The 22,139-nt window shown below is 59.3% G+C and carries 13 protein-coding genes; 6 read left to right on the plus strand and 7 right to left on the minus strand.

Annotated features, from left to right (window positions below):
- Positions 1-10: 10 nt before the first annotated feature.
- From OPU96_RS05470 to OPU96_RS05480, 3 genes are all read right to left on the minus strand, one after another.
- Positions 11-1,411, minus strand: a complete 1,401-nt coding sequence (locus tag OPU96_RS05470; RefSeq protein ID WP_463983754.1) for a DUF1254 domain-containing protein — start codon at positions 1,409-1,411, stop codon at positions 11-13.
- 147 nt (positions 1,412-1,558) lie between these two features.
- Complete coding sequence (locus tag OPU96_RS05475; RefSeq protein WP_192300042.1) at positions 1,559-1,924, minus strand: response regulator; 366 nt, start codon at positions 1,922-1,924, stop codon at positions 1,559-1,561.
- Positions 1,925-2,060: 136 nt separating this feature from the next.
- On the minus strand, positions 2,061-5,402 hold the full coding sequence (locus OPU96_RS05480; protein ID WP_498558798.1) for an Mcf1 protease effector domain-containing protein: 3,342 nt from the start codon (positions 5,400-5,402) through the stop codon (positions 2,061-2,063).
- A 242-nt stretch (positions 5,403-5,644) separates the two neighbouring features.
- Here OPU96_RS05480 and OPU96_RS05485 point away from each other — a divergent pair, with 242 nt between their 5' ends.
- From OPU96_RS05485 to OPU96_RS05510, 6 genes are all read left to right on the plus strand, one after another.
- Positions 5,645-9,148, plus strand: coding sequence for a response regulator (locus OPU96_RS05485; RefSeq protein ID WP_226456806.1), 3,504 nt, complete (start codon positions 5,645-5,647; stop codon positions 9,146-9,148).
- Positions 9,149-9,979 (plus strand): CheR family methyltransferase, encoded by an 831-nt coding sequence (locus OPU96_RS05490; protein WP_370694898.1) that lies wholly within the window; start codon positions 9,149-9,151, stop codon positions 9,977-9,979. It abuts the gene before it with no gap.
- Positions 9,976-10,575 carry a chemotaxis protein CheB gene (locus OPU96_RS05495; protein WP_305392740.1) on the plus strand — a complete coding sequence of 200 codons (600 nt, stop codon included), beginning with the start codon at positions 9,976-9,978 and terminating at the stop codon, positions 10,573-10,575. The genes OPU96_RS05490 and OPU96_RS05495 overlap by 4 nt, the downstream gene beginning before the upstream one ends.
- The gene (locus OPU96_RS05500; RefSeq protein ID WP_226456804.1) at positions 10,569-11,762 is read left to right on the plus strand and encodes a hybrid sensor histidine kinase/response regulator; all 1,194 of its coding nucleotides are present in this window, start codon (positions 10,569-10,571) and stop codon (positions 11,760-11,762) included. The genes OPU96_RS05495 and OPU96_RS05500 overlap by 7 nt, the downstream gene beginning before the upstream one ends.
- 79 nt (positions 11,763-11,841) lie before the next feature.
- Positions 11,842-12,219, plus strand: coding sequence for a response regulator (locus OPU96_RS05505; protein ID WP_192300047.1), 378 nt, complete (start codon positions 11,842-11,844; stop codon positions 12,217-12,219).
- Between the two features lie 140 nt (positions 12,220-12,359).
- Positions 12,360-16,670 carry an Mcf1 protease effector domain-containing protein gene (locus OPU96_RS05510; protein WP_498558799.1) on the plus strand — a complete coding sequence of 1,437 codons (4,311 nt, stop codon included), beginning with the start codon at positions 12,360-12,362 and terminating at the stop codon, positions 16,668-16,670.
- Between the two features lie 20 nt (positions 16,671-16,690).
- Here the strand turns inward: OPU96_RS05510 and OPU96_RS05515 are convergent, their stop codons facing one another.
- The 4 genes from OPU96_RS05515 to OPU96_RS05530 form a co-directional block, all read right to left on the minus strand.
- Positions 16,691-18,361: an ATP-binding protein gene (locus OPU96_RS05515; protein WP_226456801.1), complete on the minus strand. Its 1,671-nt coding sequence runs from the start codon at positions 18,359-18,361 to the stop codon at positions 16,691-16,693.
- Positions 18,361-19,860 (minus strand): ATPase domain-containing protein, encoded by a 1,500-nt coding sequence (locus OPU96_RS05520; protein ID WP_226456800.1) that lies wholly within the window; start codon positions 19,858-19,860, stop codon positions 18,361-18,363. The genes OPU96_RS05515 and OPU96_RS05520 overlap by 1 nt, the downstream gene beginning before the upstream one ends.
- A 144-nt stretch (positions 19,861-20,004) precedes the next feature.
- Positions 20,005-21,063 carry a tetratricopeptide repeat protein gene (locus OPU96_RS05525; protein ID WP_226456799.1) on the minus strand — a complete coding sequence of 353 codons (1,059 nt, stop codon included), beginning with the start codon at positions 21,061-21,063 and terminating at the stop codon, positions 20,005-20,007.
- Positions 21,064-21,130: 67 nt separating this feature from the next.
- The gene (locus tag OPU96_RS05530) at positions 21,131-22,024 is read right to left on the minus strand and encodes a bestrophin family protein (RefSeq protein WP_226456798.1); all 894 of its coding nucleotides are present in this window, start codon (positions 22,022-22,024) and stop codon (positions 21,131-21,133) included.
- Positions 22,025-22,139: the final 115 nt, after the last annotated feature.

A 22,139-nucleotide genomic window follows, 5' to 3' on the forward strand; every position in this document is an offset into this window, starting at 1 on the left:
CAGCAGGGTGTTACTTGAGCGGTGTCAGCGGCGGCAGTTTCCACTGGCCGCTCCCTACTTCAGGCTTGGGCAGATAGATGCGCAGCACTGCGTAGAACGGCCCGGTCGGGGCGGGCAGCCAGTTGCTTTGCTCGGCTTTCGGCGGCTCGTGGTGCTGCAACGCCAGCGTCAGGCCGCCATCGGCGTCAGGCTTGAGGTCTGCCAACATGCGTGAATTGATCACGTAGCGTTTCTTGTGGTTGGGCACCAGCTGCTTGGTCTTGGCGTCGTACATGGTCAGCGACCAGAACGCATCGGTCGGCGGCAGTTGGTCCTTGGCGAAGTGTACGGTGTAGCTGTGGCGCGCGCCGTTGGCCGGTTTGCCGTCACTGTCGAGGACGTACTTCAGGTGCGCGATTTCATCGCTGGAACTGCCGAAAAGCCCTTGGTCGGCGCCGGCGTAGCGGTAGAGGTAATTGTTCTTGAGGCGGTCGCGGCTACCGTAGAGATCGGCCCTGGTCACCTGGTTGGTGTCGAGCTTGTCCTTCTTGAAGGCGGCGAACTCGGCCCGGGCGTCGCTGATTCCGTCCTCAAGGGCTTTACGCTGTTCTGCGCTCAACTGGTTGACCTTGAATGGCGCACCTGCGGCGATGCCGATCTTGGCGAAGCGGGCCAACAGGTCTTTTTCGCTGTCTTGGGGCGCAGCAAACGCCAGCATGAAGTTCAGGTAACGGAACAGCTGCGGGCCTTCGGTCATGGTGGCCATGGGCTTGGGCCATTCGATCCTGGGCGCGGCGGCCGGGGCCGGCTGTTTCACGTAGCTGCTCAGGGGCTGTACTTTGTAGCCGCCCTGGATCTGCTTGACCTTGCCCAGGTCTTTTTCATCGAACAGCTGCGTGCGGTACAGGGCGTAGGCAATGTTGCTTTCGCTGTAGAGCACGCGGTCGATGTCCACCGGCTGCTGACCTTTCCAGCCTGGGCCTGCGACCATGTAGTGGCCGCCATTGTTGCCTGTACTGCGGGTACCCAGGTAGGCGAAGTTCTGCGTATACAGGTCGATCAACTGCACCGAGTAGTAACGGTTGTCGTCGATCTTGGGCAGGGTCAGTACCTGGGGTTCCTTGCGCAGGTCCATCCAGACGAAGGAGTAGGGCGTGTCCACGTTGGGGGAGGCGACGGCGGAGTCCTTGGGGGTGAGCACCTGGGCGGAATTGGCGATGCGATTGAACGGCGCCTTGAAGTTGGCACCGCCTTTATCAACGGCCTGGGTGTAGAGCGTCTTGTACATCGCCACCACCGGGTAGCCGTACAGATAGGCTTCCTTGGCAATGGCGCGGGCTTCGGCGGGGCTGGCGGTGAAGTCGGCCAGGGCGCCGGTACTCATGAGTATCGAGAGGCTCGCCAACAGCAGGCGCGTCGGTTTTCCAATCATGTTGTTGCGTCCTTCCAGAGAGCTTATTTAGAGGGCGGGGAATCAGAGCGCCGAGTTTCCAATTTTATTGGCCCAACGTCACGTTAATCCCTGACCGGCCCATGCAAAAATGCCGCCCGGGCAGGCGGCTCTCGTACGGCGTTGGCGTCAGGCGGTGCGCAGGATCGACTGGACCTTGTCACGTAACTGGTCGATGGAGAACGGCTTGCCGATCACCTGCATGCCAGGCGGTACATCAATGTTTTCCGCATAGCCGCTGGCAAACAGGATCGGCAGCGCGGGGCGTAGCTCACGTACCTTGGCCGCCAGTTGCTTGCCGTCCATGTCTGGCAGGCCAACGTCGGTCATCATCAGGTCGATCGGTTGATCCAGATTGTTGACCAACGCCAGCGCTTCTTCGGCATCCGCGGCCTCAAGCACACTGAACTCCAGTTCTTCGAGCACGTCGACGATCAGCATGCGCACGATGGCGTCATCTTCGACTACAAGGATGGTGGAGGCGAGCGGGGGCATAGTGAAAATTCCTGAAAAGTGAAGGTGCCGGTCTTGGTCAGTTGACAGACGATTCTCTAGTGAGTCGTATCAAGCCCGGCAAGTTCCCGAAACAGGCACGGCATTGTGCCGGTATCCCCAACGAATGTCCCGCCCGTCATATCGCCGTGCTAAACAAGCCATGCAGGCTGGTGATACTGCCCGTACTCTGCATCAACTCCAACTCGTTGAACTCGGCATATTTGTACTCAGGGCGGGCTCTGTCTGCGCCATAAGGCTGCATCAGCACATTCGAGCGGCCGCTGCTCAGCGCGCTGTCCAGGCCCTTCCTCATTGCCTCTTCAGTCGGGAACTTGACCAGGCCGAAGTTGGGGTCGTAGTAAAACCATTGCTTTGTGTTGTTCTGCATACTCATACCGGCCAGTACTACATGGCCACGATCGCGAATCAGCAGCTGTGTGGGTGCCGCTGCATTGGCCAAATCGTCAATGATCGTCTGATGGCCCGCCTGCGTTGGTGTTTTCAGACCATGAACGCGGTTTTCCAGGATGCCTTGGAAACGGGTCAGGTCCTGGCGAAATTTGATCGATTTGGGATTGTTCAGATCGGCAATCGAGGTAAAGAAATTCCCGATCAATATCTCTGACTTGTTATTTTCAATCGCCAGCGCCATTGCATTGGCGAGCACGGCGCATTCGCCCTCGGAGAGGACGTCTGCCTGGCTCAAATAAAAGCCTTGGGGCATGGGGATCAACGTTCCACCCGCCGCGCGTATTTCGTCACTGAATATCTTCGAGTTACTCAGGCTGATTTCGATGCGTTTCTTCTCTAAGGCCCTGAACAAAGTTCCCACCTGCTCAGGCGTTCGATGACTGTCGACAGCCAACTCTTTGAGTTGCTCCAGGTTCATGGATGGAAAATACCCTGGGATGTCGTCCGGCCTGCCTGAAGTGTATCCACGCAAATAAGACACCTCATCGATCGCCTTCGCCTGGCTGACGACCCTCTGAAATACCAATGGAAGATCCTGGGTGGGTGGGTTCGGGGCAACCACCGTGGCCAACCAATTGAGCAGATGACTATCAAGCGCCTTGACTGCACCGTCCTGCGCAACGGCAGTCGGCACAAAGCCCTGCAAGGCCCCCCCATAAGGCTGCATGTTGTCGACATCAAAGGCATGCCACTTGCCATCCTTGAGCACGGCGCCGGTTGCTACGCTTTGGCCGTCGACAGGGAGGGTGCCATATGCCGCCAAGGTGTGGTGTTTGCTGGCGGCTTTGAGCACGTCATAGCTGCCGGTTGCCCCCCGCAGCTCATTGATGCCTTGCAGCATTCTGGCGCCAATTCGCTTGAGACCGTTGCTGGCGAGCCGGGCGGTGCCCAGCGCCAAGTCACCCGCGCCACTGAGGGGGTTCAACGTGCTGATTGCGGCCGCACCGATGACTTTGCTGACCTTGTAGGCTTTGGTCGCCGTAGAGAGTGTCGAATTGCCAATCTTGACGGCCTTGCCGACTGTGCCTGCACCAGCGGTGAGAAAACCGAAAATATCCAAGGCCAGATCAAACGCACCATCGCCGAAATTGCCCTTTTGAAAGTTGACAATAGCCGAGCGAAAGGGGATCACGTCCAGCATGACATCGACGATGCTGGCAATCTTCCTATTGCGCAGGTCTTCGGTGGTAGAGCCTTTGGCGTGGTCTTTGATGTCTTGACTGTCTAGATCAAAATGTTTGACAAACGTGTCGGCAATCGCCTGGGTACGCGGCGAAGCAAAGCTGTCCGGGATAGCCTCCAACGACCTTGGCGCTGCGCGGGCCAAGAGGGTATCGCCGAACGTTTCGGTTTTGCTGACTCTACTGCCATCTCGCGTCTCGCGGACCTCTGCCTGCCAAGGCAAGGCATGGGTGATGCTGCCTTTGTCAAAGTCGATTGAGTACGCGGTGGTCTTGCCATTGCGCTTGACGCTGACCATCAGCGCCTTGTCGGTTGGAAGTGGGGTTTGATCAAAAAAATCGGTGCCTAACTGGTAGGCCTTGTTTTGAAAGAACCGGACTTCGCCATATTCGAAGTTCTGTCGGTCTTCCAGAGGGAGTTGAGCTATCAGGTGCTGGATGCTGGTGCCGACGGCTTTTTTCTTGTCTTCGATCCCCTTGGCAAATTCGGCTTCAAACGCGTCGAGGACCCTGAACCGTTTATTGGCGTTTAGCTCGGCCATCGGAAGCCGGCTGTCCTTCGAGCGAAAAACCAGGTTTTTGTTCTTCAGGCTCATCATGGCGACATCAAGCATCGAGTGCTCGCCGGCTAAAATAACGGTTTCTCTCGCAGGTGATCCGTTATCGGGAAAGTAACGTTGCAGCACCTTGATGGCTTTGACTTCGAATAACGCTTCTTTGCCGGGGAAGCGCCTGCTCAGCTCCGCCAGTGCCATCTCCCTGCGCGATGGCAACGCTTTATCCAAGGTTTCTGTGGCGCCACGCATCTGCGCAATACGGGCATTGAACGTATCGAACAATGTCTTCATATCTTCAGGGGTGTAGAGGTGATCGGCTTTCCTGGCCACCACGCCGTTGGCGTTGCCCCAGTTCAACAGGGCGGCTTTTTGTGCACTTTCGGTAACGGCTGGATTGGACTGCGCGGCCAATTCGGCTGCTTGCATAACTTGGAGAAAGGTCATGTTGGGGACCTTTCCGGGCGTCTGGGCGTCAACGGTTGTCGCTGCAACGTCCAGGTTGAGCCAGGCCGGGCTGCCGTAGGTGATGTTGCTGGGAATGTCTTTGATCAAGAATGCAGGCGCTCGGCTCGCCAGTAGCAGATGGGCATCGGCCGCCGCCGTGGCGAGGCTGGACCGGCCTTGAGCGACCAGGTGCTGTTGCAAGCGCTCAACCACCACCGACGCAGGCTGACCGATATGCGCTTGGGCCGCCAGGTCGAAACCGGCCACTGTGTTCCGGTCAAGCGCTGTGGCTAGGTCCGGGTCTAGCTGAAGGTTGATGGCGGCGAGCAGGTAATCGGTATCGCTGCGTTCTGTTGCAATGCCTTGCATATGTTCCCGCAGCGCCTTTCCCATCAATTTGGCTGCTGGGCTGTTGAGCAGAGCGTCCAGCAGCTTGGCCGGACTGTTCAAGATCTGTGGCGAGAGCGGTAGCTGATAGCGCAGGAACTCCAATATCCCCCCCGGTGTGCTCGCAACCGATGGTTGGGTTCCAAGGTGATGGGTATGACGTTGAGCGAACGCTGTCAGGCGCGCCTGCTCGTCGTTACTCAACGGTATTGGCCAGGACAGAGCGCCACTCAAGTCGCCCAGTGGATGGGGGTTAACCGTGTTCCTCGCCGAATTGGCGAGCGCTACCAAGGGGGGAGAAGTGACAGGTTGTGAATGCTGAGCGTTGGGCAACGCATCGGCGTCCGGGGGATCTTGCCCTTCGGTCACGGTGACGGGCGCGGAATAGAAACTGTCGTAAGCGCTGGAAATTCCGTACGGGAGCAAGCCTATTATCATTTGGGCGTACCTGCGAAGGGAGGAGAGGTGCCGGCGAGGCACACTTTTATCGGTTCGGCATGCCATGGGTTGCCCGAAATGAGGTGAGCGTTCCTGCAAGAGGACCGAAATTTCGTTTAAGACTGTGTGGCTACCCGTAAGCGCGTGGTAAGGCATTCGAGTAAAAACGACGGGCAAACATGGCCTCTCGCCCACCTTTGGGGCAAACTCCCGGTTTTTCCCCACTCGGCCAAGGCATGCCTATGACTCCCGCGACGTCTGTCGATGAAAAGAGCTTCCGTACTCTCCTGAGCCGAAATGTGGCACTGCCATTGGGTGTGGGCGTGCTCAGTGCGGTGTTTTTCGTGTGCTTGATTACCTATCTCTTGTCGGTAATCCAGTGGGTTGAACACACCGATCGGGTGATCAACAACCTCAATGAATCGTCAAAACTCACGGTTGACCTGGAAACCGGCATGCGCGGTTTCTTGATCACGGGTGACGAGCATTTCCTCGACCCCTATGAGGTCGCCAAGCCGCGCATCATTGCCGACTTGCGCAACTTGCAGGAACTGGTGGCGGACAACCCGCAGCAACTCGACCGCCTCAAGCGCCTCGAAGCCCTGCAAAGCGAGTGGAACAATTACGCTCAATCGATGATTGATATGCAGCGCCACTCCGGTGACTACCGCAGCGCGGTCAAGGCCGGTCGGGGCAAGCGCCTGACCGATGAGATCCGCAAGGAATACGACGACGCGGTGGCAATGGAGCAGCAGTTCCGGCTCTCGCGCAACGAACAAGTCACCCGCGCCACGGTGATCAGCGTCACGCTGTACCTGGCGTTCGTACTCGGCTTGAGCGGGTTTCTAGCCTACGTTGGCAGGAAGAATTTACTTTCCTTGTCAACCAGTTACGCCGCAAACCTCGCGTCTCAACAGAAGATCGCACGGCGTCTGGAGCAGCAAGCCTGGCTGCGTAACGGCCAGACCGAGCTGGCAGAGCAAGTGCTCGGCCAACTGACGCTGAACATGCTGGGCCGCAATATCCTGCAATTTTTTGCCCAATACATGGGCTCGGTTGTCGCCGCGCTGTATGTCCGCGAAGAACACGGCGGCCTCAAGCGTGTGGCCACCTATGGTTTTTCCCGCGAGCAGGAGCAACTGGAACAGGCGATCTACAGCGACGAAGGCATCGTTGGGCAAGCCGCCCAGCTTGATCGCCTGATTCGCTTGGATGATGTGCCGGTGGATTACTTCAAGGTCAGCTCCGGCCTGGGCGAAGGCCCGACCCGTAGCGTTCTGGTCATGCCCACCAGCGACGACGACCGTGTCAATGGCGTGGTCGAGCTGGGTTTCCTGCGCCCGCTGGAAGAACGTGACGTCGAGCTGCTGGAACTGATCGCCGGCAACATCGGTACGTCCATCGAAGCCGCACGTTATCGCCAACGTTTGCAGGAAGTGCTGGCCGAGACCCAGCAGCTCAACGAAGAGCTGCAAGTGCAGCAGGAAGAGCTCAAGACCGCCAACGAAGAGCTCGAAGAACAGTCGCGCATCCTCAAGGAGTCCCAGACCCACCTGGAAATCCAGCAGGCCGAGCTGGAACAGACCAACGAGCAACTGGCCGAGCAGACCCAGGTGCTTGCAGACCAGCGCGATGCGTTGGATCGCAAGAACGCCGAGTTGAGCCAGGCTCAACTCGAACTGGAAGACCGCGCCGACGAGTTGACGCGCTCGAGCAAGTACAAGTCCGAATTCCTCGCCAATATGTCCCACGAGCTGCGCACACCGCTGAACAGCTCGTTGATCCTGGCCAAACTGCTCGCGGAAAACCCGCAGGAAAACCTCAGCGCCGAGCAGGTCAAGTTCGCCGAATCGATCTATTCCGCCGGCAATGACCTGCTCAACCTGATCAACGACATCCTTGATATTTCCAAGGTCGAGGCCGGCAAACTGGAAGTGCGTCCGGAGACTTCCAGCGTCGCCCGCCTGGTCGACGGCCTGCGCGGCATGTTCGAGCCCCTGGCGGCGGACCGCAAGCTGGGCTTCCAGGTCGATATACAGGACGATGCCCCCGCGATGCTGTTCACCGACCGCCAGCGTCTGGAACAGATCCTCAAGAACCTGCTATCCAACGCGGTCAAGTTCACCGAACAGGGCGAGGTGAGCCTGTCGGTGTCCGGCGTGCCAGGAGAGGGCATCGCCTTTACCGTGCGCGATTCGGGGATCGGGATTGCGCCGGACCAACAGGAAAGCATCTTCGAAGCCTTCCGCCAGGCCGACGGCACCACCAACCGCCGTTACGGCGGCACCGGGCTGGGCCTGTCGATTTCCCGCGACCTGGCGACCCTGCTCGGCGGCTACATCAGCGTCACCAGCGTGCCGGGCGAGGGCAGCGTGTTCACCCTGGTGCTGCCGGAGCAATATGTGGAGCGCGGGGAAGACGCCGCCCCCATCGAAGCTCCGCGCCAAGTCGTGGTAGTGCCGGCACCGGCACCGGCGCCGGTGAAGGTCTCGCCGCTGCCGGTGGCCGATGCCACATTGATCCCACGCTTCGCCGACGACCGTGACAAAGCGCCGTTCGCCACACGCTGCATCCTGGTGGTGGAAGACGAGCCGAACTTTGCGCGCATCCTGTTCGATCTGGCCCACGAGCTTGGTTATCAGTGCCTGGTGGCCCATGGTGCGGACGAGGGCTACAACCTCGCCGAAGAGTATCTGCCCGACGCAATCCTGCTGGACATGCGCCTGCCGGACCATTCCGGGCTCACCGTGCTGCAACGCCTCAAGGAGCACGCCAACACACGCCACATCCCGGTGCACGTGATTTCCGTGGAAGACCGCGTCGAAGCCGCCATGCACATGGGGGCCATCGGCTACGCGGTCAAACCCACCACCCGCGAAGAGCTCAAGGACGTGTTTGCGCGCCTGGAAGCCAAGTTGACCCAGAAGGTCAAGCGCGTGCTGCTGGTGGAGGACGATGACCTGCAACGTGACAGCATTGCCCGCTTGATCGGCGACGATGACATCGAGATCACCGACGTCGGCTACGCCCAGGCCGCCCTCGACCTGCTGCGCACCAACGTCTACGACTGCATGATCATCGACCTCAAGCTGCCGGACATGCTTGGCAACGAACTGCTCAAGCGCATGGCCACCGAGGACATCTGCTCGTTCCCGCCGGTCATTGTCTATACCGGGCGCAACCTGACCCGCGATGAAGAGGCTGAACTGCGCAAGTATTCGCGCTCGATCATCATCAAGGGCGCCCGCTCGCCGGAACGCCTGCTCGACGAAGTCACACTCTTTCTGCACAAAGTCGAATCCCAGTTGTCCCATGACCGCCAGAAGATGCTCAAGACCGCCCGCAGTCGCGACAAGGTCTTCGAGGGGCGCAAAATCCTGCTGGTGGATGACGATGTGCGCAACATCTTCGCCCTGACCAGCGCCCTGGAGCACAAAGGCGCGGTGGTGGTGATCGGGCGTAACGGCTACGAAGCCATCGACAAACTCAATGAAGTCGAGGACATCGACCTGGTGCTGATGGACGTGATGATGCCGGAGATGGACGGTTACGAGGCCACGGCCCTGATCCGCCAGGACCCGCGCTGGAAAAAGCTGCCGATCATTGCAGTAACGGCCAAGGCCATGAAGGACGATCAGGAGCGTTGCCTCGCGGCGGGTTCCAATGACTACCTGGCCAAGCCGATTGATCTGGACCGCCTGTTCTCATTGATCCGCGTCTGGCTACCGAAGATGGAACGCATTTAAGTGGAGCGAAGTTTTTTGGAAAAAAGCAGCGATATTGAGCTGCGCCTGCTGATCGAGGCGATTTACCTCAAGTACAGCTACGACTTTCGCGACTACTCCGGTGCGTCGGTAAAACGCCGTGTGGCCCACGCCCTGCGCCAGTTCGACTGCGCGACGATCTCCGCCTTGCAGGAGCGAGTGCTGCACGACCCGGCCGCGTTCATGCAGTTGCTGCAATTCCTGACGATCCCGGTGAGCGAGATGTTTCGCGACCCCTCGCACTTTCTGGCGATCCGCCAGGAAGTCGTGCCGCTGCTCAAGACCTACCCGTCGATCAAGATCTGGATCGCCGGCTGCAGCACGGGGGAGGAGGTGTACTCCATGGCCATCCTGCTGCGCGAGGAGGGTTTGCTCGAACGCACGATCATCTACGCCACGGACATCAACCCGGCGTCCCTGGACAAAGCCAAGCAGGGGATCTTCTCCCTGGAAAACGTGCGGGCCTACACCGCCAATTATCAGCAGGCCGGTGGGCAACGTTCATTTGCCGACTACTACACCGCGGCTTACGATTACGCGATCTTCGACAAGACATTGCGCGAGAACGTGACCTTCGCCGACCACAGCTTGGCAACCGATAGCGTATTCTCGGAAACTCAATTAATTTCGTGTCGTAACGTATTGATTTATTTCAATAAAAAATTGCAGGATCGTGCGTTTGGATTATTCCATGAGTCGCTGTGCCATCGCGGCTTCCTGGTGCTGGGCAGCAAAGAAACCCTGGATTTCTCCGCCTACAGCAAGCAATTCGAACCGCTGGTCAAGCAAGAACGGATCTACCGAAAATCATGAATGACGCAGCAGCCAACCCGATTCACGGGATTGAAGCCATCGTTGTCGGCGCTTCCGCCGGCGGCGTCGAGGCGTTGCTGGGTATTTTTGCTGAGCTGCCCACAGGCTTTGGCTTGCCGATCATTGCCGTACTGCACCTGCCGGACGAGCGCCGCAGCCAGTTGGCCGAAGTCTTTGCCCGACGCCTGCGCATCCCGGTGCGCGAAGCACGGGACAAGGAATTGATCGAGGCCGGTACGTTGTTTTTTGCCGGGCCTGGTTATCACCTGTCGGTAGAAAACGACCGCAGCCTGTCCCTGAGCCAGGAAGACCGCGTGCATCATTCCCGCCCGGCCATCGACTACCTGTTCGCCTCGGCCGCCGATGCCTATGGCGCCGGCCTGCTGGCGATCCTGCTGACCGGCGCCAACCAGGATGGCGCGCGCGGCCTGGCCCACGTCAAGCAATCGGGTGGTACCACCATCGTGCAGGACCCCAAGGAGGCACGCATTGCCGTGATGCCCCTGGCGGCCCTGGCGCTGCACGCACCTGACCACATTCTTACTTTGAGCCGCATCGGTTCATTGCTGGCTTCCCTGGAATATTCCCCATGTTAAGTACTGTCCAGGCCAAATTGCTGATCGTCGACGATCTGCCGGAAAACCTGCTGGCCCTTGAAGCGCTGATCAAGCGCGAGGATCGCCAGGTCTACAAGGCATTGAGCGCCGACGAGGCCTTGTCGCTGTTACTGGAACACGAGTTCGCCATGGCGATCCTCGATGTCCAGATGCCCGGCATGAACGGCTTCGAGCTCGCCGAGTTGATGCGCGGCACCGAAAAGACCAAAAACATCCCTATCGTGTTTGTCAGCGCTGCCGGGCGCGAGCTGAACTACGCGTTCAAGGGCTATGAAAGCGGGGCCGTCGACTTCCTGCACAAGCCGCTGGATATTCACGCGGTCAAGAGCAAGGTCAATGTGTTCGTCGACCTGTATCGCCAGAGCAAGGCGATGAAGCAGCAGGTCGAAGCCCTGGAACGCAGCCGCCGTGAGCAGGAGCTGCTGCTCACGCGCTTGCAGGCCACCCAGGCCGAGCTGGAGCAGGCCGTGCGCATGCGTGACGACTTCATGTCGATTGTCGCCCACGAAGTGCGCACGCCCCTCAACGGGCTGATCCTCGAAACCCAGCTGCGCAAGATGCACCTGGCCCGGGACAACGCCGCGGCGTTCACCCTGGACAAGATGCACGCCATGGTCGACCGCGATGAGCGCCAGATCCAGAGCTTGATCCGCCTGATCGAAGACATGCTCGACGTGTCGCGTATCCGCACCGGCAAGCTGTCGATCCGCCCGGCACGGTTTGACCTGACGCAACTGGTGCGCAATCTGGTCGAGAACTTCGCCCCACAAGTGGCGGCGGCTAACTCTTCGATGCACCTGGTCGCCGAGGCGCCGGTCGAGGGCCTGTGGGATGAGTTCCGCATCGAGCAGGTGGTCAGCAACCTGCTGACCAACGCGTTGCGCTACGGGGCCAAAAGCCCGGTGGATGTGCGCGTGTACAGCGAGCACGGCGAAGCGCGGGTGGAAGTACGTGACCGAGGCATCGGCATCAGTGCCGACAACCAGAAGCGGATTTTCCAGCAATTCGAGCGCGTCTCGGCCAGCCATGTCGCGGCGGGCCTGGGCCTGGGCTTGTTTATTTCCGAGCAGATCGTTGCGGCCCATGGCGGCACCATCGAGGTCGAGAGCCAGATAGGCGAGGGCGCCCTGTTCCGGGTGTGCCTGCCCCTCGAGGCGTCGGCATGAAATCAATCGTCACCTCGACGCAACCTTCTGCGTGACCCCATGGTCGTAACAGCAGCAATTGACCGGACAAAGGCTTCCCATGAGTGAAGATGCACAAGATGTTGTACTGATCGTCGAAGACGACGAATCGATTATGTTCGTGCTGGGCGAATATCTGGCCGGCCTCGGCTATCGAGTGTTGAAGGCGATCGATGGGGAGCAGGCGTTCGAGATCCTTGCGAGCAAACCACACCTGGACCTGATGGTGACTGACTATCGTCTGCCCGGCGGGATTTCCGGGGTGCAGATCGCCGAGCCGGCGATCAGGTTGCGCCCGGAATTGAAGGTCATCTTTATCAGCGGTTACCCGCAGGAAATTCTCGACTGCAACAGCCCGATTACGCGCAACGCACCGATCCTGGCCAAGCCGTTTGACCTGGATACCCTACACGAACACATCCAGCGCTTACTGGCGTGATGTATTTCTTCTGAGACACCCGGTCATGCTTTCTCGCGACAGGTAGCGGAATCACGGCCTTAGTTCCCTTCACTCAGTTCAGACATTTGTGCCTTCAGCTTCTGAAGGCTCGATGCGCTTAACTGACGAAGGAAACTTGAATGGTTATCGCCAATTATCCCCCTGCTGCACGTTTCACGGTCCCGCCACGCCAGCCAGAGACCGCGCCTGCGCCCGTCGCCCAGCCGCAAGCGATGCCTGCATCGGAAAACGCCATCGCTTCGCGTGCCAAGCGCACCGTTGAGACTCCGGTTGGCACATCCTTGCAGGCCCAAGCTGAACGCGTAAGCTCCACAGCGGTTATCGCCCCAGACAGTAAAAACAAAGAGCATTTTACGCAGGCGGTGTATGCGGGCCTCAGAGAACAACTTGCGTTATACAAGGAACAGGTACGCCTGAACCCTCCGGGAATGACGAAGGAGCAGTTGGCTCAACAGTCCAACGAGCGTATCGCCAATCTCCTCCAGATCTCCCTCATGAAGGTCGAGCCGGGCTCTGCTTACGCGCAGTTGAACACTCTTGAAGCTGGGGAAATGGTGAGTCTCAAGCGGTTTATTCAAGACCATGGCTGGAACCTGCCAACCAGCCTCGGCGAACTGCGTAACCTGGTGAGTTACGCACAGCGCCCCGCACTCCCCACGCAACCGTTTGGTAATTACGGCGGAGCGTTGTCCTGGTCGCAACCGTTGTCTCATGAACAGTTGCTTGGGGCCTACTACCACCCCGTGCAAACACTGGAGCTGCCCGATGAGGGTGGGCTGTTTGGCTTGCTGACATCGAAGTTGCAATTGAGCAGCGCCGAGGCCGGCGATCCAGCGCGCGTCATTAACGCCTTGCTCAACTCGCCGGCCGCCCAAGAGTTCGGGCGTGGGCTGCGTTCCAAGGCGGGCGCAGTTTCCACGCCCGGCAGCGATAACGATTGGCTCCTGGCGGGGCTGCAAGCCTCGCTCGACCGAGAGAGCGTCCTGGGGGCCGTGCAACCGCCACCGCGCAACCGGGTGGCCGGATTCGAACTGAACGATAGCCGCTCCTGGGGCAAATCGCCGTCAACGGTCGTTGCTGGATTGACTGAGCATCTCAAGACCCTCAATCGTGCCAGCGAAGCCATGGCGCCCACTGCGGCTCATCTGTTACTGGCCCGCAAGGCTCCACAGTTTCTGGTCCGGGATATGCCGCCAGGGATGGTGATCGGCTCCCATAGCTGGGTCAGCCTGTGTACGGCAGTCGCGCGTATCGAAGCTCAGGCGCCTGGCAGCGTAGCGACAATGACCTACGCCCAGGTCATGGCCTTTGACAATATTGAGCCGGTCACGCGAGTGGATCAAAGGGTTGCCCAGCATGCCCAGGACCTCGCAATCATTGACTGGGCCGTCTGCAGGGGGATTATTTCTGCCAGCCCCTCTGACAATTACTCCAGCCAGGAACTCTCGCGCATACGTGCGGCCTTCGATGAGCACGTAAGCGAGCTGACCACTGCTTCGGCTATCCAGCGTGCCGACATCCCGAGTCGTAAACAGATCGCACTGGATTGGCTAAAGGAACACTTTGGTGAAGGTACCGACTACGAAAAAAAATGCATTTATCAAGTGCCGCGCAACAACGATCTGCCTGGCCCCTATTCGATTGTGGACCTGGTTATTGAGGGCAGGCTGCTCGATACAACTCTAGTAATCCCTCCCAGAAACTCATTCCGAGCCGCCACCGCCCCTCGATACGTGGCTACCCGGTGGCAGTCGAATGATTCAGGCGTGCCGATAGCCAACATCGTCAATCAAGCGAAAACCATGACGCTGCCCAACTTCAACCAACAGTTCGAAGAGAAGGTCCAGGCGCATTTGGTCCAACTGCAAATAAGCCAGTTTTTCGCCCTTGTGCATCTGCTGACCAACCTGCCCTTGGAGGACCGTAAGTTCCTCGAATATGGCAAGGTCGAGGTCTATCGTGAGGAACTGATCCATCATCAATCAACATCCCCACCGTATTGGCGGCGCGGCCAGCCGGACGAGCTGAAACCTCTGCTGGTCCGTGCCGAGTACGAAGGCCAAGTGCACATTTACGAAGTCAATCCCAATCAACACAAGATCACTCGCCGGCCCGATCTTGAAAGTGATTTCGTGGTTGGTCATCGCGCCTTCCAATATCGGTACGAATTGCACCCCAGGCCGCTCGATGATGACAAGATCAAGGTAAAGGCTTACGCCGACATTCCGGCAGATCGACGTTATATAGAAAAAGTGTCGACCGAAGCCGAAGACGAGCAACGCTTTGCCCAGCGAGCGCCCACGGATGCAGTACCCCAGACATACAACAGCAGCCGGACCTTTCGTATCGCGCAACTGGTTCGGGACAATATGTACGATCAGGTGTCCGAGAAGATTGTCAGGGAAAGCAGAGGCTTGACGACGTTTGAAAGTGAAGTGCCGCCGATTAGAAAGATTCGTGAATTTCTGCTGAACCTGATCCCGCTTCGCTCGGCCATTGTCAACTTCAGCCGTGGCAATGTAGACGGAGGTATTCAGGACCTGTTCTTCGACACGCTTGGCTTTGCTCTCGCGGGCGCGTCCGCCGCTGGGCAGGCAGGGCGCGTGCTGAATGCCGCAGGCTCCACGACAGCCAAGGCCTGGAGTGTGGGGCGAATTGTCGGGCGCGGCGCAATTGGGGCGTTAAGCCCGATACCGGGTGTCGAAGATGCAGTGGCGGCCGCGGGCCGCTCAGGTTTAACCCGTGTCAAGGCGGCGTTGAATCAGGCCCGCGGCGCTGCGGGGCACTATGACGTGTTCAAGGCCAGTCGCAATTTCGACGCTGCGGCGACGGGCACTTACAAGATTAATGGGGCAGTTGCCGAGAGTACCGCCGTTTTGCACAACGGCAAGTGGTACGGCTACGACCCCATCTCGGGGCAACCCTTTGGGGCGGCACTGGATGACTTTACGCCTTCGCTACGGAGCAGTGACGAGCTCCTGGAAAACTGGCAAGGCGCCGCAGTACCGCTGTCCGAGCAATCCAAACGGATCCGGAAAGAATTCCAGGCGCTCAAAGAGAGGTTCAAGAGCGGGACTTCGAGTGCTGAATACAACAGCGGCTACACCCGTGGCGACCCTTTTTCCGTTAAGGGCTTTTCTTCCAAGTTGAACGCTGAGCAGGTCATGAAATTGGCAAGCACCGATGGACTGAGTGCGGCGCAGATTGGCGCCCTGGTCCGACAGCAGGAGCGCCTCGCCGTGCAGCATGCGTTCAGTGGCGTCAAGCAGGCTCAGTCGATCATCGAGGCGACGGGAGGGAACTTCATCCCTAATCCGCAGCGGTTTTACCTCAGTCAGGTCAGTTCGCTGTCGCAAGGCCAATGTGCTGCACTGGCAAAAATCATGGCCTCTGCGCTTGAGCAGGGTAAAGCTCAGACGCTGATTGAAAATATGTTCCTCGCGGCCGCGAAGCCTACTCATCCAGCGTCCATAACGTTTGCCAAAACGCTGCAAGACGTACAAAAACAGGTCACTACGCCGACAACGTTCCATGCTGGCAACAACGTGCGGCAGATATCACATCATGAATTGATCGGCGAGCTGAGCCGCGCCGAAACGTCCACCACCCTGATGATCGACTCCCCCGGCCACTCGATGATGGCGGGCGTAAAATTTGACGGCGAAGGCAAACAGTTCTTTTTTTATGATCCAAACCTGGGTCTCGTCACATTTCCTACCGAAAAATCCATGAGTGATGGCCTGCAAGCACTGTTTACCCAGAAAAAACCGGCGACCCCTTATCGGACCTACAGTACCAGCGGTGACAAGCTCGAATTCAGGGTCAGTACCCATGACGAAGGCTGGGCCAGCAAGGCGAGCGTGGATGAACAATCGACCAAGCAGTTGTACGAAACCCGTCTTGATACGTCCACGCCGAACACCGGCCAGCTGCCGGGCAGTACCACGCCAGCGGTGTCGGAGCGGATATACGTGCCGGTCACCGAATCAGCACACACCCTGGATGCCACCTCGACGTTGTACACACGAGGGATCAGTGATTGCACCGCCTTGGCAGTGCTGAGCGATTTGAAGGACGGGATCTATCACAAACGTACGTTGATACATCTGCAAGGTGGCGTAGCCGACCCGTCAATGCTGCCGCTGTTGAAGCAATTGGATGCATCGTTGGCCAATGGCGGCAAAGTGATCTTCGTCGGCGGTGACAACGCGCGTAGCGCGCAGGGGCTGGCAAGCTCTCTGAAGCAAACCATCGCAGATCAACAGCCGCTGCTGGACATTATCAACAGGCAACCCCAGTCAACGGTAATCGTCACTGCTTCAGGTATTGATATAAAGCCGGACGGTACATTCGAACTGATCGAAGGCGGGCATCCGCCCCAAGTGTTGGACGCCGCCATGAAAAGAGAGGTCTTTGATCGAATCGATTAAGCGCATTGGCAGGCCCCGTTTTACCCTCTGATCATTTCCCGGACCTTCGCTGTCAACAAATCAAAGGTAAACGGCTTGGTGATCAGCTGCATGCCCGGATCAAGAAAACCTCCTCTCACCGCCGCATGCTCGGCATAACCGGTAATGAACAGCACTTTGAGCTCCGGTCGCAGCTGCCGACCGATCTCTGCCAACTGGCGCCCGTTCATCCCTGGCAAACCGACGTCGCTGATCAGCAGGTCAATACGCTGATCGGACTCAATGATCGGTACCGCTGTGGTAGCGTCGCCCGCTTCGACAAAGCCATAACCCAACTCCTTGAGCACGGCGCTGACCAGTACTCTCACAGCCGGGTCGTCCTCGACAATCAACACCGTCTCGCCCGCAACGGCCAGGGGCAGCAATGTCGGATCAGCCGTCTGGTTCGCGATGATTTCACCGACAAAACGCGGCAGGAACAAGCTGACGGTGGTGCCCTTGCCGACCACGCTATGGATCGTCACATGACCATGGGATTGGCGGGCAAACCCGTAGATCATCGACAGGCCCAGGCCTGTGCCTTGACCGATTGGCTTGGTGGTAAAGAACGGATCGAAGACCCGTCCTATCACGCTCTCGGGAATGCCACAGCCCGTGTCGCTGACGCTCAGTTCCACGTAGTCACCGGGCTTCAAGGTGCCGTAAGCGGCAGTGAACACGCTGTCGAGGTGGCGGTTGCTGGTTTCGACAGTGAGGTTGCCGCCATTGGGCATAGCGTCCCGTGCGTTGATCACCAGGTTGAGCAGGGCGCTCTCCAGTTGGTTGGGGTCGGCTTCGGCGGTCCATAGTGTATCGGTGAGGCTCATATCCAGGGCGATGCTTTCGTTGATGCTGCGTTGCAGCAACTCGCCCATGGCCGTGACCAAACGGTTGATTTCCACGGGCTTGGAATCCAGGGATTGGCGCCGCGAAAACGCTAATAGACGATGGGTCAGGCCAGCCGCGCGGTTGGCAGAAGTGACGCCCAAATCGATCAGGCTGTCCAGGTCGTCCAGCTTGCCCCGCGACACCCGCCGGCGCAGCAGCTCCAGGCTGCCGATGATGCCGGTGAGCATGTTGTTGAAGTCGTGGGCGATGCCGCCCGTCAGTTGGCCGACCGCTTCCATTTTCTGCGACTGACGTAACGCATCTTCGTTGTGGCGCAGCTGCGCGGTGCGTTCTTCCACCTGCTGTTCGAGGGTTTCCAGGGTGCGTTGCAGGCGTGACTCGCTTTCGCTCAGGTCGACCAGGCGATCGCGGGCTTCATATTGCCGGCGGCGGCCGCGCAAGGCAGTACTCACCAGGCTGATCAGGGTCACCGGGTGAAACGGTCGCTCCAGGAACGTCACGTTGCCGAGCAAGCCGCTCAGTTGCCTGGTGCCGATTTGCTCTTTGCCGCCGTGGTGCGTCAGCAACACGATGGGCAAGTCCGACCAGGCCGGTTGCTGTTGCAGGTACTCCAACAATGGCTCCAACGCCACACCGCGCAGCGCTTCGGCGGCGATGATCAGCAGGCCGGCGCCTTGCTCCAGCGCCGCGCTCAGCGCGCCCAGGTCGCTGGCCACCATGCCGCCGTAGCCGGCTTCGTTGAGCATCATCAACGCCAACGAGCCGTCGCGGCCCATTGGCGCAAGGATGATTGCGCGCTCGGAGAGGGGTGACAGGCCCGGCACTACCCCAGGTCCTTTAGCAGTGGCGAACCGGCGCCCATGTACGTCGGAATGCCCCGCAGCACGCCCTGGAAGTTGTTCAGCGGTTCGCCCACGGTCATGCCTCGACTGCCGATGCGGTATTCGCGGATCGTGGATTCATGGGCGCCGGTGCGTTTTTTGATGATCGAGATGGCGCGGCGCACTTCACCGATGGCTTCGAAGTAGCGCAACAAAATCACGGTGTCGGCCAGGTAAGTGATGTCCACCGGCGCCTGCATGTCGCCCACCAGCCCGTGTTGCGCAACGGTCATGAAGGTCGCTGCGCCACGGCGGTTGAGGTACAGCAGCAGCTCGTGCATGTGCAGGATCAGCGCGTTCTCTTCCGGCATCGCGGCCTGGTAGCCGTTGATGCTGTCGATCACCACGGTCTTGATTCCGCTGTCGTCGACGGCGCGGCGCACCCGGTGGGAGAACTCGCCTGGGGACAGTTCGGCGGCGTCGACCTGTTCAATCAGCAGGTTGCCAGTGGCTTGCAGCGCTTGGAGGTCGATGCCCATGTTTTTCATGCGCTCGAACAACAACCCCAGTTCTTCATCGAAGATAAACAGTGCGGCTTTCTCGCCACGGGCCACCGCAGCGGCCGCGAAGATCATCGAGATCAGTGACTTGCCCGTACCCGCCGGGCCGAGGATCAGGCTGCTGGAGCCGGTCTCGATACCGCCGCCGAGCAACGAATCCAGCTCCTTGATGCCGCTGGTCAGGGTCTGGCGGTTGTAGCCGCCACGGTGTTCGGCCGCGACCAGGCGCGGGAACACATGCACGCCGTCCTGCAGGATGGTGAAGTCGTGGAAGCCGCCGCGGTATTTCTGCCCCCGGTACTTCACCACCCGTACCCGGCGCCGTTCCGCGCCGTAGTTGGGCGTCAGTTCTTCCAGGCGGATCACTCCGTGGGCGACGCTGTGCACGGTCTTGTCGAGGGATTCGGTGGTCAGGTCGTCCAGCAGTAGCACCGTGGCGTCATAGCGCACGAAGTAATGCTTGATCGCCAGGATCTGCCGGCGATAGCGCAGCGAGCTTTGCGCGAGCAGGCGGATCTCCGACAGGCTGTCGATGACCACGCGGGACGGCTTGACCCGTTCGACCACCTCGAAGATCTGCCGGGTGGCCTCGCCCAGCTCCAGGTCGGAGGAGTACAGCAGGCTTTGCTGGTGGTCGGCGTTGAGCAGGCTTTCGGGTGGAGTCAATTCGAAGATATTGATGTTGTCATCCAGGTCCCAACCGTGGGACTTGGCGCCCTGGCGCAACTCGCGCTCGGTTTCGGACAAGGTGATGTACAGAGACGTTTCGCCGTTTTTCGCACCGGCCTGCAAAAAATGCAGGGCGACGGTGGTTTTACCAGTGCCGGGTTCACCTTCCAGCAGGAACAGATGGCTACGCGAGAGCCCACCGCAAAGAATGTCGTCAAGACCTTCGATGCCGATGGCCGCCTTTTCACTGAACAGCTCGTTGGATGTAGACAAGAATTGCCCTCGGATCACATACAAATAGAGGAGCGCACCGCCTTGGGCGCGCCATATTTACTTGACCGTAGTGGCCTGTGACCGTTCAACGTATTCTGATATTTGTACAAGTTGCGTGGGTTTTTACAAGTTTTTGCAGTGCGGCTACAAGCCTTGCTGCAAGGCCGGATCGTCCGGGTTTTGTTGTTCGAGCTGGGCGAGCAACACCTGTACGTTCTGCAGTTGGCCGCTTTCCTTCCAATAGTTGACCAGCAGCACACGGGCCTTGCGATTGGCAGGGTGACGCTGGACGATTTCTTCCAACTGACGTTGCGCGGCTTCCAGTTCGTTCTGGGCGTGCAGGGTGGTGGCCAGGTCGTAGCGGTAATCCTGATTGTCCGGTTCCAGCTCTACCGCCTTGGACAGGCCGAGCAGGGCATAGGCACGCTCACCATGGTGCAGCAGCCACAGGCCGAGGGCGTGTTGCAGGTAGGCAGATTCCGGGTGCGCCGCCAGTTGCCGTGCCAGCAATTGGCGCGACTCTTCACTTTTGCCCTGTTTATCCAGCAATTCGATCTGTGCGACCACGGCTTGCAGGTTGTCGGGCTGCAAGCGCATGGCTTGCTCCAGGGCATTTTGCGCGTCCGGCAGCAGGGCGCTGTGGATGTACAGGCGCGCCAGTTGAATCCAGCCCTCGGCAGATTCGGGCTGGGCCTTGAGGTATTTGACGAATTCGTCCAGCACTTGCTGCAACGGGCCGAAGTACAGGCCCAGGGTGTCGGGCGACAGGCCGAGCAGGGCATTGGCGGCGGCAAAGCGCACGCTTTGCTGCGGGTCGTCCAGCGCCGGGCCAAGCAGCAGTGTGCGCTGGCCGCTGGGCACCAGGCCGACGATGCTGTGGATCGCGGCCTCGCGTACCAGCGGGGAATCGCTGGCCAGGTCCTTGTCAGCCAGTTTCAAGGCTTGCGGGCTGGGGTAATTGGGCAGTTCGGCGTGCAGCGCGGCACGTCGTTCAGGCGACAGGTCCGGCCGCGCCAATTGCTGGTAAAGCACGCGGGCCGCGCCAGGCTCGCCGTTATGCGCCTGTTTAAGGGCTTTTGAATAACCATGGGCAATCGCCGGCGGCACGGCCACCTGGGTGGAGCGGGAGAAATACCAGGCGAGCAATACAAAAAACAGCAGGGCGCACAGGCCGACGATGGCGTAACGGCGTGACTTAGACATGCAGGCGTCCGAAAAGTATTACAAAGCCGTCAGCTTCGGTCAGACCAACGCGAGTGTCAAACCGGCATCAGGTCAGCACGTACTCCACAGGTTCCAGGGCGGGCGGCAAGTCGCTTTCGCCGAGGGCGGCGCGCAGTTCGCGCTCCAGGTTGCGCACGATGGCATTGCACGGCAGGTCGTTTTCGTCGAAGCCGAACGGGTCTTCGAGGTCATCGCCAATTTCGTCGAGGCCAAAGAAGGTGTAGCTGACGATGGCGGTGAACACTGGCGTCAACCAGCCCAGCGGCTCGGCCATGGCGAACGGCAGCAAAATGCAGAACAGGTAGATGGTGCGGTGCAGCAACAACGTGTAGGGGAAGGGCAGCGGCGTACTCTTGATCCGTTCGCACGACGCCTGCACCTGGCTCAGGCTGACCAGTCGGGTTTCCAGTTGGGTGTAGCGCCACTCGCTGATCACGCCTTGCTCGCACAGTCGGGAAAAGCGCGCGCCGAGTTGCTGCAGCACGTTGTCGGGCAGGTTCGGGTGCGCTGCGTCTACGCCGATCCAGGGCGTGATCGCCCGGGCTTCGTCTTCGTGGCGCAAACGCGCGATCAAACCATGGGCAAACCCGCACAAACCGCGCAACAGCCCGGTGCGCTCTGGCGAATCGCCGAGTACTTGGGTTTCACGGATCAGTGAGCGCACATCAATGATCATCTGCCCCAACTGCTTGCGACCTTCCCACCAACGGTCGTAGCAGGCGTTGTTGCGAAAACTCATGAAGATCGACAACGACAACCCCAGCAAAGTGAAGGGGGTGGCGTTGACCTTGGAGAAATACGCCGGGTGCCACGTCTCGACCAGCACGATCACCGACGCGAGCAGCGTCACCAGCAGGCTGCGCAAGGCAATGCGCTTGGCAATCGAACCCTTGAGGGAGAACAGGATACCCAGCAAGTTGGGCTTGGGACGGACGATCATCGGCAGGGGGACTTCTTTGGTGGCGCAGGCCCTCAGGTTAGAAGCTTGCGCCAGGGCCGTCCAATCGCTTGGGCTGACCGGTCGATCAGCGCGATCGATGATTGGCCAAAGCAGT

This window comes from Pseudomonas sp. RP-B7 (genome assembly GCF_059803535.1).